The following is a 14349-nucleotide window of genomic DNA, read 5'->3' as shown; positions in this document are numbered from 1 at the left end:
AAAGGAGATAAAATTTCAGTTACTTGTATTTTAGCATGAAACATGCCGGAGTGATATGCATCGATTTTTCTAAATTACTCGTGACAAAATCATCGAATGGGAGTTGACTAGTTTTGATAATTATTGGTGAAAAAATTAATGGGGCAATTCCTTCCGTAGCAAAGGCAATTGCAGCAAAGGATGCAGATTTTATTAGAAATCTTGCCAAAGCACAAGCTGGGGCAGGAGCTACCTTTATTGATGTGTGTGCCTCTGTTGAAGACAATATTGAACTGGAAACCATGAAATGGCTTATTGACTTGGTACAAGAGGTTACAGATACACCCATTGCTATTGACAGCCCTAATGTCCGTATTTGTGCGGAAGCGATAAAATTTTGCAATAAGCCTGGTCTGATTAATTCCATCTCCATGGAAGGGGACAAGGTTGACATAATATTTCCATTAATTGCTGATACTAAATGGGAATGTGTCGCTCTCTTATGTGATGACACCGGAATTCCCCAGAATGCCGAAAAGCGTTTAGAAGTTTTTGCTGGAATCATGAAAAAGGCTAAAGAAAATAACATTGCTCCATCCCGTTTGCATATTGATCCTTTAGTTCAAATGCTTTGTACCTCGGAAGATGGAATTAATACTATTGTAGACGTAATCAAGGAAATAAAAACACAATATCCGGAAATTCATGTCACTGGGGGAGCCAGCAATATTTCCTTTAATCTTCCGGTCAGAAAACTGGTCAACCAGGCTTTCATTGTCATGGCGATCAATGCAGGCATGGACAGTGCGATCATTGACCCGCTGAATAGAGATATGATGGGCATGATTTATGCCACTGAAGCGCTCTTAGGTGAAGATGAATACTGCATGGAATATATCGGAGCATATCGTGAAGATAAATTTGGCCCTAAAAAATAATTGGGCCGTCATAATAATAACCAAATCATGAGGAGGAACTAACAATGACAAAGATTGATGAAGTAAAAGCTAAAGTAGAGGCAGGAAAAGCTAAGCTTCTGCCTGGTTTGGTACAAGAAGCACTTGATGAAGGAAACTCAGCAGGAGATATTCTTCAGTCTATGATCGATTCGATGGGTATTGTCGGTGACAAATTTTCTGCAGGGGAAGTTTTCGTGCCTGAAATGCTGATGGCGGCTAAAGCGATGGCCAAGGGTGTTGACGTGCTTAAACCTCATCTTACAGGTACAAGCACATCTTCTTTGGGTACCTGTGTAATTGGTACGGTTCAAGGTGATCTTCATGACATCGGGAAAAACCTTGTTACCATGATGCTTGAAAGTGTTGGGTTTAAAATGATCGACCTGGGTGTCGACGTTTCAACAGAGAAATTCATGAATGCTATCAAAGAAAATGAAAATGTAAACTTAGTGGCCTGCTCAGGTCTTCTTACAACAACTATGTCGGCAATGAAAGAAACCGTTCATGCACTTAAAACCTGTGGATTAACAGGCTTCAAGGTCATGGTTGGCGGTGCGCCTGTAACCCAGGAGATGGCAGATGAAATCGGAGCGGACGGTTTTGCTCCCGATGCCGGAGGTGCCGCAGTAAAAGCTAAAGAATTGGTTAAAGCATAATCCTTTAGGGGTTTGAGTCGGTGAAACGATGAGAAAAGAAGGAGGCTGTAATTTGTGTTAACCAAGAGACAGAATTTAATGGAAACTATTAAAGGTGGAAATCCTGATCGATTTGTAAATCAGTATGAATTTATGGAACTTATTCTGGAAGCTCCCATGGATCTACCCTTAGCACCGGGACCTGGCATGACAATTACGAATAAATGGGGTGTTACCTTCACTTGGCCGGAAGGCCAAATCGGTTCTTTCCCTGTTCATGACGATGAGCACAAGGTTTTAAAGGACATTACAAAGTGGAAAGAGGTTGTCAAAGCACCATCAGTTTATTATACCGATGAAGAATGGGCAGCAGCTATAGCACATGCTAACTCAGTTGACCGGACTGACAAATTTGTAACAGCTTTTTGTGCACCGGGTATCTTTGAAATGACCCATCACCTCATGGGTATTGAGGATGCCTTAATGGGTTTGTACGAAGAACCCGAGCTTATGAAGGAACTTATTGATTACGTTGTTGAATATGAGCTGGCCTATGCCGAACAAGTGATTAAGCATATTCATCCCGATGCACTCTTCCATCATGACGATTGGGGCAGCCAGATTTCCACATTAATATCTCCGGCAATGTTTGAAGAGTTTTATTTACCTGCTTACAAGAAAGTATATGGTTACTGGAAGGAAAATGGCGTAGAGCTGATCGTTCATCACAGTGACAGTTATGCCGCTACTTTCGTTCCCTTTATGATCGAAATGGGCATTGATATTTGGCAAGGCGCGATGACAACTAACAATATTCCTGAATTAATTAAGAAATATGGGGGTAAAATTTCCTTTATGGGAGATATCGACAGCGGTGTGGTTGATCATCCCAGTTGGTCGCAGGAAGAAATCGCTAAATATGTGGAGATAGCCTGCAAACGCTGCGGAAAATTATACTTTATTCCGAACTTAAGCCAGGGGTTAAACATTTCTTCATTCCCGGGAGTTTATGAGGCGACAAGTGAAGCAATCGATAAAATGAGTAAAGAAATGTTCTAACTCTTTGCGGGTGAGGTCATTTAAACATTGTCCAAGAACATGGTGTATTTTCAGAAAACCAACGTAAACACAAGATAGGTTAAAAGCAGAGAGCTGTTTGAGCTCTCTGCTTTTTTTAATCCTCAAATATCAAATTATAGCAATCCAGTCGTTTCGTAGGAACATCGTTCAAGGACGCTTGAAAAATTATTGGCCCTATCCACATAAAACTCAGCCATTTTGACCGCATCTTCCAGGGTGTCAAATATTAATAATGTGTAACTGTATAGTACTTTGTTTTTGACTCGATATTCACTATGTGGTATGCCGCTTTTATTCGCCAGTGACATTAATACGGGCTTCCGGCCGATTCTCATTAGAATGCTTAGAGCTTCTAAGGAAACGCACTTGTTGGTCATAGCAATAGAAATAGCTTTCTGCATATTACACTTGTTATTTACCGCAACAGTGAGATTCTTAATTTTCCGTTCTTCAACCCACTCATTAGACATTTTATTATATAGATCAGAAACCCCTTCAACTGCAAGCGTATACTTTCCTTTTAACGAGTCAGGCATATTGTCGAATTCCACCGGGGTAACACCAATAACAATGTTTCTTTTAGACATTTCCATCACTCCTCGTCATAAATAATAACTATAGTTAAATCTACTTTCTATATTGAATACTTTTTATCGAGGTTGTTAATTAAAAGTATTCAAATTAGAAAATCACGTTTAAGAAGATTTTTAAAGGCCAATTTGGTAATAATTGAGAAATAATATGGAATATCGTTTAAAGGTTCGGATTATTTAAAAAATTCTTTTGATTAATTATAACACTTTGTCATAACAAATTTCAATAATTAATTTTTAAAACTGGAAATAAATTCTTAGAGTATAAGCAGCAGGATTGTGTCTAAGAACAGGAACTTTGTTATTTATTTCCCATTGACCCCCGTAACCCAGGGGGGTATAATAGGATTCGTCTTAAGTTCGTGATATTACAAGTGAAATCCAAAGGTAATAAATTTGCAATTAAATTACAAACTATTATTTACTAAGCTTTTTGGAGGAATATTTTTATGACAAAAAAGGTACTCATAGTCGGCGGCGTAGCGGGAGGAGCCTCTGCTGCTGCACGCCTTAGGAGACTAGATGAAAAAGCCCAGATCATTTTGTTTGAAAGAGATGACTATATTTCTTTCGCCAACTGCGGTCTGCCCTATTACATCGGTGAAACGATCAAGGAGCGAGAGAAACTTCTCGTCCAAACGCCTGAGGCTATGAAGGCTAGGTTTAACATTGATGTAAGGATTAATAGTGAAGTTGTCGGTATCGATACTGACAACCAAAAAGTAACAGTTAGAAGCAAGGATCAGGGGATTTACGAAGAATCCTATGATGCTCTCGTATTATCACCGGGGGCCAAAGCTCTCCGGCCAAATATCCCCGGGATAAACAGTTCGAAGATATTTACCCTGAGAAACATTCCGGACACAGATAAAGTTAAGGCCTACGTTGATCAAAAGGGTACTAACAGTGCCATAGTGATTGGCGGGGGTTTTGTCGGAGTTGAAACGGCTGAAAACCTCGTGGAGAGAGGGTTGAAAGTTACTTTAGTCGAAGCCGCTCCCCATATTTTGGCTCCTTTTGATTCAGACATGGTGGTCATGGCTGAAAAGGAATTAGTTGAAAATGGCGTAGATCTCATCTTAGGTGACGGGGTTAAAGCTTTCAAAGAAGCCGGGAGCCAAGTCGACGTAACTTTGAATAGTGAAAAAATCCTGACTGCTGATCTGGTCATTCTGGCCATTGGGGTAGCACCGGACACTGCTTTTCTAAAGGACTCGGGAATAGAGTTAGGGGCGAAAGGCCATATCATCGTTGATCAAAGAATGCAAACCAATGTCAGCGGTGTTTACGCAGTAGGAGATGCCATCGAGGTTGTCGACTTTATTACCGGAGAAAAGACGGCGGTCCCTTTGGCGGGACCGGCCAATAAGCAAGGAAGAATTGCTGCCGATAATATTGCGGGCTTGAATTCCCTTTATAAGGGCACTCAGGGAACCTCCATCCTTAAAGTTTTCAGCTTGACAGCAGCCAGCACAGGGGCTAATGAGCGCAGCCTGCATAAAGCTAATCTCCCTTATCGGGTTGTCTACGTTCATCCGGTGGCTCATGCCTCCTATTATCCTGCTGCATTACAGCTGACCTTAAAACTGATTTTTAATGATGAAGGCCAGGTATTGGGAGCCCAGGGAATAGGTTATGATGGTGTCGACAAACGAATTGATGTTATTGCTGCTGTGATTCGCTTGAAAGGCACGGTGGATGATTTAGCGGAATTGGAGTTAGCCTATGCTCCGCCCTTCTCATCAGCCAAAGACCCCGTTAATATGGCGGGATTTGCAGCTCAAAACGTGCTGGCCGGAAGAACTCATATAGTAGCCTGGAAAGATATACAGTTATCAGAACTAAAGGATACAATCCTTCTGGATGTGCGAACAAAAGAGGAATATGACAATGGACATGTACCTGATTCCCTCAACATTCCCTTGGATAGCTTAAGAGAGAGAATAGGCGAGCTGGACAAGAGTAAACCGATCATAGAGTACTGCCAGGTAGGCTTAAGGGGCTATGTAGCCGACAGGATCTTGAGTCAAAACGGCTATAACGTCTTAAATATTACCGGCGGCTATAAAACCATCTCCCTGCAAGAATTCCAGCCGCAAAGGCCGAGCCCTGAGAGCCGGCAATCCGAGCTGGGAGCAAGTGAGGAGAATCTCCCTCAGGGACATTTTGATAAAAGCATTGATGCCTGCGGGCTGTGTTGTCCCGGGCCGCTGATGCAGGTTAAAGCCGCCATGGATACTTTAAATCCAGGGCAAATACTCAAGATTTTGGCATCGGATCCGGGCTTTTATGAGGATATTAAAGCTTGGTGCAAAAGAACCAATAATCGGCTGATAGACGTAGCCAAGGCCGGAGGGGTTATTACAGCCTTTATTAAAAAAGGTGCTCAAGGGGATTCAGTTCAGCAAGAGACGCAAGCAGCAGCTTTTAAGGATAATAAGACAATGGTTGTCTTTAGCGGAGATTTGGATAAGGCTATAGCTTCCTTCATTATCGCTAATGGAGCGGCGGCTATGGGCAAAAAAGTCACCATGTTTTTCACCTTTTGGGGACTAAATATTCTGCGTAAACACGAAAAAGTCAGCACGCAAAAGGGATTTATGGATAAGATGTTCAGCATGATGATGCCGAGGGGCAGCAAACGCCTTAGGTTATCCAAGATGAATATGCTGGGTATGGGCGGAAAAATGATCCGAAAAGTTATGAAGGACAAAAATGTTTCTTCCCTGGAAGAGCTCATTAAGGCCGCAATGTGCAACGGAGTAGAGGTGGTAGCCTGCCAAATGTCCATGGATGTCATGGGTCTAAGACAAGAGGAGCTGCTGGACGGCGTTAAAATCGGCGGAGTAGGTTATTATTTAGGAGAAGCAGAGGATTCGAATGTTAATTTATTTATTTAAGCCTGGGAGTTAAAGAAAAGTATCCTTGTGAATAACACAGGAGGGAGAAGACATGAGATACTCCCAAGGAGTTAAAAACTCCTTAATTACAAAGATGTTACCGCCAAACAATATATCTTAAAGTCGGATCAACAAGAGACTGTCGTCCTAGAAGGCACTTTGAAGGGGGCGTTCGGGTCGGGTAGTCGCTTATTTCAAAACAGGGGTTTAAGAACCTTGAGGACAGGCTGTATGCTTTTTTATGTGCGTATACCGCTTATTGGCTCGCTAGTAATGACGGAAAGGTTTTTTGTGACGATCAGGATGGTTTCATTACTATACAGTACTGGATGAGAATCGTATATTCTGGAATTAGCTCTAACTTTGGGAGTATGCCATAGAGTCATTATATTCTTAAAGGATCTGCTTTTTATCTTCGGGAAGAGAAAAGTAGATCCTTTTTAGTTTCTAAGATTTTAATAATCTATGTTTCATCAATTTTATGAGTTGAGCTCTAAAGCTTTAAGTATGGAATTAAATCAATTTAAGGAAATATAAAGATTTGGAAATTATAATTTAATTATTGATAAGAAAGGGGAGGAATCATCGGGTGGGTAATAAAAGAGTCAATATTTTTCAGTTGTTAACAGCATTATTAGTGGGGGTATTATTGTTTATTTCAGGCTGCAGCCCTCAAATGCCAACGTCAGCAGCAGAATCAGCGACTACGGTAGATGTTGCGGCGGCAGAGGCAAGAGATATTTATGGCAGTATCAGTTACAGCGGTCGATTGAAGGCAAGCAGAGAAGTTCAGGTACTCCCCCAGACTAGTGCGCGGATCATTTCAATAAACGTAAGTGAAGGACAGGGAGTCGCTGCCGGCGAGACGTTGATGACTTTGGATAGCAGCAGCCTGCAAGCTTCTTTAAAAAAGGCAGAAGCTCAGGTTGCTTCTGCAAAAGCAAATCAGGTCACCAATCAGATAAAACTGGAAGCCGCACGCAAAAGCTACGAACGTACAAAATTATTGTACGATGCAGGATCAGTGACCCAGGTGGAATTGGATGATGCTAAGCTTGCTTATGATTCATTAAACTCAGGTTCTGTAGAAGCAGCTGTGGCTGAGGCTGAAGCGTCTTTGTTGTCGGTTCAAGAGCAGATAGGTTATACCTCGATTAAAGCACCGGTGAGCGGGATTATCGGCAGAATTGATGTTTCTGTCGGGGATTATGTAAATACGTCTAATACAGTTGCGGTAATCAGTGATCCTCAGGAATTGAAGGCTGAAATAATGGTTGGGGAGTCAGATATAGCAATAATGAAGTTAAATACCAAGGTGAATGTGTATGTGAGGTCTGTAGGTCAAGAGCCTTTTAGCGGGACAATAAGCAGTATTGCCTCAGTGCTTGCTGCTGACTCAAATATGTATCCGGTTACTATAACCTTGGATAATGCTAAAGGGGAAGTCAAATCAGGTATGTATGCAGAGGTTTCAATCGCTGCCAGCGGCGTCCAAAATGCTCTTTGCATTCCCCTGTCGTCCATAATACCGGATAATGGGGTTAATGTAGTATATAGTGTAACTGAAGAGAATGGGGAGATGCGTGCCGCTCGCGTTGAAGTCAAAACTGGTATAAATGATGGGAACTATGTACAAATAGTGTCTGGATTAAAAGCGGGTGATAAAGTTGTCACTCTAGGCAATACCCTCATTAGTGACGGATCATTACTGACTATTCAGAGCAAAGAGGGTGAACAGTCATGATGGAGAAAATCGCAAAATTTGCGGTAAACAGACCGGCGAGTATTACAATCTTAGCACTGGCTATAGTTTTGCTGGGTTTTTTCAATCTATCTAAGCTTTCCATTGATGAGATGCCGGAGATGGAAATGCCTATGATAACGGTTATGACTACATATACAGGCGCCAGTCCGGAATCTGTTGAGGAAGAAATAACTAAGCCATTGGAGTCAGCCCTAGCCAGCTTGAGCGACGTTGAGGATATTGAGTCCACATCAAGTTCGGGTTCATCTACGATTATGATAACCTTTAATTATGGTGTAGATATGGATCAAGCGGCCCTGGATATCCGGGATAAAGTCGGAATGATTGAAGGCAAGTTGCCTGACGAAGCAGATTCCCCAACTATCATGAAATTTGATTCTTCCTCGATGCCAATTATTCAGATCAGCTTATCCGGTGAGAATATGTCGCTGGCGAAGCTGCAAAGCTTGGCGGAAGATACTATTGAACCGCGTCTGTCACGTATATCGCAAGTTTCTTCAGTTTCCATAAGTGGGGGGCAGGAGCGGGAAATCAAAGTTGAGTTAGATGCCAATAAAATGGAAAGCTACGGATTAACTTTAGCGGATATTAACGGGTTCACGCAAGCGGGAAATTTCGACATGTCCACCGGATCTCTTAAATACGGCAATCGCAAATATTATGTCCGTACTATACAGAAGTATGATAAGGTTGCTGATATTGGTAATATTCCCATAACCGTAGGGGAAAGCACCATTTATTTGAAAGATATTGCCACTATTGAAGATACTACAGCTGACAGAACTATGTATACGAGGTTAAACGGAGAAACTTCCGTCGGGATATCCTGCCAAAAGGAATCGGGTTCCAATACTGTTGACGGCTGTACTGCAGTTAAAAATGAGCTCAAACAGATAAGCCAGGAACTTGATGGAGAACTTCATTATGAGATTATTTCAGACCAATCTGAAAGCATTCAGGAGTCTATCGATTCCACCAAGCGGATGATGTATGAAGGGTCTGTGCTGGCAGCGGTGGTATTATTGATGTTCCTGCGCAAATGGCGCAGCACCGTCATTGTCTTTATTTCCATCCCCTTGTCGCTTATTGCGACCTTTACCGGAATGTATTTTCTCGGCTACACTGTCAATACCATCACCCTGGGCGGTTTAGCTATGGGGATTGGAAGAATAATCGATGATTCTATTGTTGTATATGAAAATATTCACCGCCACCGAAGTTTAGGCCTTTCCATGAAGGAAGCAGCCATTATGGGTGCCCAAGAAGTCGGCGGAGCAGTTCTGGCTTCTACTCTGACCCTATTCGCAGTATTTATCCCAATGATGACCGTTGAAGGCATGGCCGGAATGATGTTTAAACCCTTGGCAGCCACTATATGTATTGCCATCGCCTGTTCCTTTGTTGTGGCGATATCCGTAGTTCCAATGCTGTCGTCACGCTTCCTCAGCAATAAAGTCATCAAAGAGTTTGATTCGCCTAAGCGCAAAAATATATTTGCTCGTCTGGTCAATGCTTTTGGCAATGCCATAGATAATTTGGGTGAAAGATACAAGGTGGTTCTAGCTTCGTCACTGAAGCACCGCCGGATAGTGCTCCTTTCCGTAGGAGCACTTATGGCGGCATCACTGCTGACGGTAACTTCTATCGGGATGGAGTTTTTTCCTTCCTCAGACTCTAACGAGATATCGCTTAGTATTGAAACAGATAGAGGTTCTTCTCTGGATGATACTGATGCCATCGTAGCTCAGATTGAAGACATTTTGATGAAAGTCCCGGAAATGAAGGATGTTTATACAACAGTAGGCAGCAGTGGAGGGAGGATGAATAGTACCAGCAGCAATAATAAAGCCAGTATCACTGCCACCCTTGCTGACGAAACGGAAAATGGCAGAAGCACGGATCAAATCATGGAAGAATTGAGAAAATCAGTAACGGCGGTAGCTGGAGCGAAAATCGAAATAACAAAGAATACTACCATGGGCAGTATGGCTGGTAACGACATCAGCGTTGAGATCGAAGGGGATGATCTCGATACACTGAAAGAGATTTCTATTGAAGTAGCCGACAGGGTAAAGAAGGTTTCCGGCGCCCGCAATGTGAGCAATTCTTTGACGGATGGAGAACCGGAATTAAAAGTTTACATCGACGAGGAAAAAGCCTCCATGTATGGCTTGACACCGGTTGCCATTGCTGCAGAGGTAAAAAATGTGATGAATGGTTTAGATGCCTTCACTTATAGTGATGATGGTGAAGATCTTACGGTTGAACTTGAGTATAAAGATGCCGTTGAGGATCTGGAAAAATTAAAGAGGTTGACTATAACGAACTCAAAAAGTGATAATATTAAGTTGGCCGATGTGGCCTCCTTTGAACTGGGCCGGGCACCGGCAGAAATCAAGCGTGTGGATCAGGTTCGCCAGGCTGCAGTTACCGGGGATATCTATGGGCGGGATAACAATAGCGTTAACCAGGATATCAAAACTCAAATTGCCGGGATAGAGCTGCCTGAAGGTTATAGTATTAGTTTTGGCGGTGCTAATAAACAAATGCAGGATAGCTTTTCGGGGTTGCTTCAAGCCCTGCTGTTAGCAATTATTATGGTATACGTGGTCATGGTTGTGCAGTATGAATCCTTTTTTGATCCATTTATAATTATGTTTACTATGCCTACAGCTGTCAGTGGAGCCATTTTGTCCCTGGCAATAACGGGTAAATCCTTAAGTGTAAGTTCGTTTCTGGGCATTATTATGCTGATGGGGATTGTAGTGGCCAACGCCATCGTGTTAATTGATTACCTGAAACAACTTCGTGACAGAGGGATGGAGAAGAACGAAGCAATTATCGAAGCGGGCCGGGTAAGACTTAGGCCTATATTGATGACTTCGCTCAGCACTATTCTAGCTATGCTTCCCCTAGCTTTAGGATTAGGTGAGGGGGCGTCAACTATGGCCCCAATGGCCATTGTGGTTGTCGGTGGCCTTTTGCTGTCCACTGTTCTGACCCTTGTGCTTGTGCCGGTGGTGTACAGTATTTTTGATGATTGGAGAAGCAGAGTAATGTCTAAGTTCGCAGGAAATAACGCTGAGCATATTCCGGATACTTCGATTAACGGTTGAAGAGACTGTAGCAGGAATTGGTAGATTATGTGTCAAGGCGAAAGTTCAATCATTAATTGAGGTGAACGGTCATGCGAATACTGATAATCGAGGATGAAGAGCGGATAAGCGCGGCAATAGCTCATACTCTTAAGCAGAAGAATTATGAGGTGGATTGCGTCGCAGACGGAAACAGCGGTTTAATGCTGGCGGAAAAAGGAATCTACGATATCATCATATTAGATATTATGATTCCCGGCAAAAGTGGCTTGGAACTACTGAAAGAATTGCGTAATGTCGGAAAAACAACTCCGGTATTGCTTTTAACTGCTCTGGATTCCATTTCCGACCGGGTTTCCGGTCTGGATCTGGGTGCTGATGATTATCTGGGAAAACCCTTTTCTATGGCAGAGCTTATGGCCAGAATAAGGGCTTTATCACGCAGAGTACAATCTGTCTATATCAGTAAAGAGTTATGCCTGGGGAATATGAGCCTGGATGCAGACAGCCTTACACTTAAGATTGATAAAACGGAAATTAAGCTCACCTATAGAGAGGTGCAGTTTATGGAGATGCTCATGCGAAGGCCGGGGATGGTCTTTACCCGTGAACAAATAATCGATAAAGTATGGGGCTACGACAATACGGTAAACGACAATAATATAGAAATATATGTTCATTATCTTAGGAAAAAAATAGGTAATGCCAGTCATGTTATTGCCACGGTGAGAGGAATTGGCTATACCCTGGAAGCGAGGTAATATGTTTCGGGAACTGCGCAATATGCGGATGAAATTAAATCTTTATTATACGCTGCTGTTAGTATTGTTTATTTCTTTGGTTGTTGGCATTGCTTACTTTAATGTACTTTATACCAGTAAAATTACAACCGACCGGGATCTGAAGGTAAAGGCCGCCTTGGTGAGAGATCTGGATACTTTACCGGATTTCGATGATACACCACCTAAAAAGGACAATATTCCTGTGGATGAGGAAATTGTTGACCCGTTGTTTAAATATATCCTGCGGGATGAGAATATGGATATAACCCAATTTACGATTCAGAATCAGGGGCTTTTTCAGGAAGGTCGGAAATTTGCCTTGCAGAGCTGGCTGGACCAAGAAGAACGTTGGGATATTATCAGTCTGCAAGGAATTGATTATCGAATCTTTTCGACTCCTTTTCATAACAACGAGGAAAATGGAGTTGTACAGACTTATTGTAATCTCACGATGATTAATAAGTTTATCAGCAAGTTCACGAACCTTTTGATAGCAACCGGCGTGGCATCTATTCTTGCAGCGGCCTTACTTGGCTGGTGGCTGGCCGGTCGTGCTATGATGCCGGTTAGGCATGCCTGGCAGCGACAGAGAGAATTCATCGCCGATGTTTCCCATGAATTGAGAACCCCGCTTACAGTGGTACAAAGCAATCTGGATGTAGCGTTAGCCGACCAGGACAGCAGTATCAAAGATAATATCGATTGGCTGCAGAATGCCTATAGTGAAACCGAGAATATGGGTCAATTGATCAATAATTTGCTGTTTATTGCCAGGATCGACGCGCGCGAAATTAAGTTTAATACTTATGACTTTAATTTGTCGGATCTTTTGAACCAACTTATCTCTCGTTTTGAGCCGCTGTTTCAGAGTAAGAACCTAATATTCACATCGGCGATAGCGCCTAATGTAATAATGCATAGTGATGAAGTTTTGGTAAGACAGCTGGTAAGTATTTTCCTTGATAATGCTTCTAAATATACGCCGGCAGGTGGAACCGTAAGCTTGAAAATGTGCCTCATACAAAATACAATTGAAATTTCCGTAACGGATAGTGGGATAGGTATTGACGATTCTGAGCAGGAAAAGATTTTCAGGAGATTTTACAGGATTGATAAAGCCCGTTCGCGGAAACAAGGTGGAACAGGTCTGGGCCTGGCTATTGCAGCCTGGATTGCTAGTGAACATAGGGGACAAATTCAAGTATTCAGCAAACTTGGAGAAGGCAGTACTTTCAAGGTGCATTTCCCTAAGGGCACTATCGCTAATATCCCAAGAACAATGAACTACAATCAACAGGATTCAAGAGAGGGTGGTTACTTATGAAAAAAATCATGGGCGTATCACTATTATTGATATTATTATTTTTGGGGCGGCCAATGATGGTGTGTGCTGACACTTTGGGTTCCAAAATAATAAACTTTGAAGATATTGAAAGTATTGTTACTGAACAGAACCTTGAGGTTCAAATCAATGAGAATGAAAGACTCAACACTAAGATTGGCTATGCAGGTTTGGAGAGAGAAATCAAAGATTTAGAGGATGAACTGGAAGATATTAACGATCAAAGGGATCAGTTGAGCGGTGATTCGGCTAATTCATCCCAAATCATTTCCTTAGCTAGTGAAAAACGCACCTTGCTCGATACACTTAAGCAATTAGAGAGAACTAAAGTTGATCAACCTACATATCAAGCTATCGCTGATCTGCAGGCGGCTATGAATAATGATGCTCAGATATGTTCTGCGGAAAGCTTATATATCAGCTATAATCAGGCAAAGCTGACCGCTTCAGACCTCTCCCTTACCATAGCTGACCTTGAAAACCAATTAGCAAATATGCAATTAAAAGAAAGTCTTCGCTTAATAGTCCATAATGAGGTGAATGATCTTAAGACTGAGTTAGCTGACCAGAAAAATCAACTGCAAAGCAATCAACTCACTCAGGAAATGTACGAGCTGCAATTTAAGAATTTGCTCAATGATCAGGAGAATACTTTAGTCATTGGGAGTATTCCAGAGGTGAATCAGGAGTTTTCCGTAGAAGATGAAGCTGCCGACCTAAAGAAAGCTCAAGAGAATAGTTATCCTATAAAGCTGCAGGAACAACAGATTGTGATCCTGCAAGCCGCTCTTGATCGTGCTAAAACGGATAACGGAATGTCGTCAACAGAGTATAAATCGGCAAATTATGAGTTAACGAATGCAACCTTAAAGCTGGCACAGTTACAAGACCAATTGAAATTAGATTATCATTCTCTGCTGGAAGATATTATCCAAAAGCAGAGTGACCTTAAACTGGCAGAGCAGACCCTGGGCGATAAAAAAGCTGCCTTGTCCGATGCTCAGCTTAAGATGGGGTTAGGGATGCTTACGAAGCTGGATCTGGATAAAGCAAGGCTTGATTACCAGATTCAAGAGAATTCGGTTAAAACGAAGCAGGTTGAACTATTTAACGCAAACCTTTGTTATGAATGGCTTTTGAAAGGTATATCTCAGTCATAAGCTGGGTTTACAATCAGCTGAAGCACAAACCTGAGAAGGTCAAGAATGAATTGCGAATT

The 14349-nt window shown here is 42.2% G+C and carries 10 protein-coding genes; 9 read left to right on the top strand and 1 reads right to left on the bottom strand.

The genetic code is table 11. The features are described 5' to 3' along the window. The first annotated feature begins 113 nt into the window (after positions 1-113). From DESOR_RS20450 to DESOR_RS20440, 3 genes are read left to right on the top strand one after another with little or no spacing between them, the layout of a single operon-like run. The gene (locus DESOR_RS20450) at positions 114-917 is read left to right on the top strand and encodes a methyltetrahydrofolate cobalamin methyltransferase (RefSeq protein ID WP_014186498.1); all 804 of its coding nucleotides are present in this window, start codon (positions 114-116) and stop codon (positions 915-917) included. A gap of 44 nt (positions 918-961) precedes the next feature. After that, positions 962-1594, top strand: coding sequence for a corrinoid protein (locus tag DESOR_RS20445; protein ID WP_014186497.1), 633 nt, complete (start codon positions 962-964; stop codon positions 1592-1594). 54 nt (positions 1595-1648) lie between these two features. Further along, positions 1649-2632, top strand: a complete 984-nt coding sequence (locus DESOR_RS20440; protein WP_014186496.1) for a uroporphyrinogen decarboxylase family protein — start codon at positions 1649-1651, stop codon at positions 2630-2632. Between the two features lie 134 nt (positions 2633-2766). Here the strand turns inward: DESOR_RS20440 and DESOR_RS20435 are convergent, their stop codons facing one another. Then, positions 2767-3240, bottom strand: coding sequence for a hypothetical protein (locus DESOR_RS20435; protein ID WP_014186495.1), 474 nt, complete (start codon positions 3238-3240; stop codon positions 2767-2769). Positions 3241-3695: 455 nt separating this feature from the next. On the opposite strand from DESOR_RS20435, the gene DESOR_RS20430 reads away from it, so the two are divergent. The 6 genes from DESOR_RS20430 (at position 3696) to DESOR_RS20405 (ending at position 14290) form a co-directional block, all read left to right on the top strand. Next, entirely contained in the window at positions 3696-6146 is a 2451-nt protein-coding gene (locus tag DESOR_RS20430; protein WP_014186494.1) for a DsrE/DsrF/DrsH-like family protein, read from the top strand. Between the two features lie 589 nt (positions 6147-6735). After that, positions 6736-7890 (top strand): efflux RND transporter periplasmic adaptor subunit, encoded by a 1155-nt coding sequence (locus tag DESOR_RS20425; protein WP_014186493.1) that lies wholly within the window; start codon positions 6736-6738, stop codon positions 7888-7890. Then, positions 7887-11027 carry an efflux RND transporter permease subunit gene (locus DESOR_RS20420; RefSeq protein WP_014186492.1) on the top strand — a complete coding sequence of 1047 codons (3141 nt, stop codon included), beginning with the start codon at positions 7887-7889 and terminating at the stop codon, positions 11025-11027. The genes DESOR_RS20425 and DESOR_RS20420 overlap by 4 nt, the downstream gene beginning before the upstream one ends. Positions 11028-11098: 71 nt before the next feature. After that, positions 11099-11767, top strand: a complete 669-nt coding sequence (locus DESOR_RS20415; RefSeq protein WP_014186491.1) for a response regulator transcription factor — start codon at positions 11099-11101, stop codon at positions 11765-11767. Between the two features lies 1 nt (position 11768). Next, a complete protein-coding gene (locus DESOR_RS27530; RefSeq protein ID WP_014186490.1) occupies positions 11769-13112 on the top strand; it encodes a sensor histidine kinase in 1344 nt (447 codons plus the stop codon). Continuing rightward, on the top strand, positions 13109-14290 hold the full coding sequence (locus DESOR_RS20405) for a coiled-coil domain-containing protein (RefSeq protein WP_014186489.1): 1182 nt from the start codon (positions 13109-13111) through the stop codon (positions 14288-14290). The genes DESOR_RS27530 and DESOR_RS20405 overlap by 4 nt, the downstream gene beginning before the upstream one ends. The last annotated feature ends 59 nt before the right edge of the window (positions 14291-14349 follow it).

Origin of the sequence: Desulfosporosinus orientis DSM 765, from assembly GCF_000235605.1 — a bacterium.
Lineage (GTDB): Bacteria > Bacillota > Desulfitobacteriia > Desulfitobacteriales > Desulfitobacteriaceae > Desulfosporosinus > Desulfosporosinus orientis.
The sequence above is the reverse complement of the archived record's forward strand: the minus strand, read 5'-3'. Positions and strand labels throughout refer to the sequence as shown.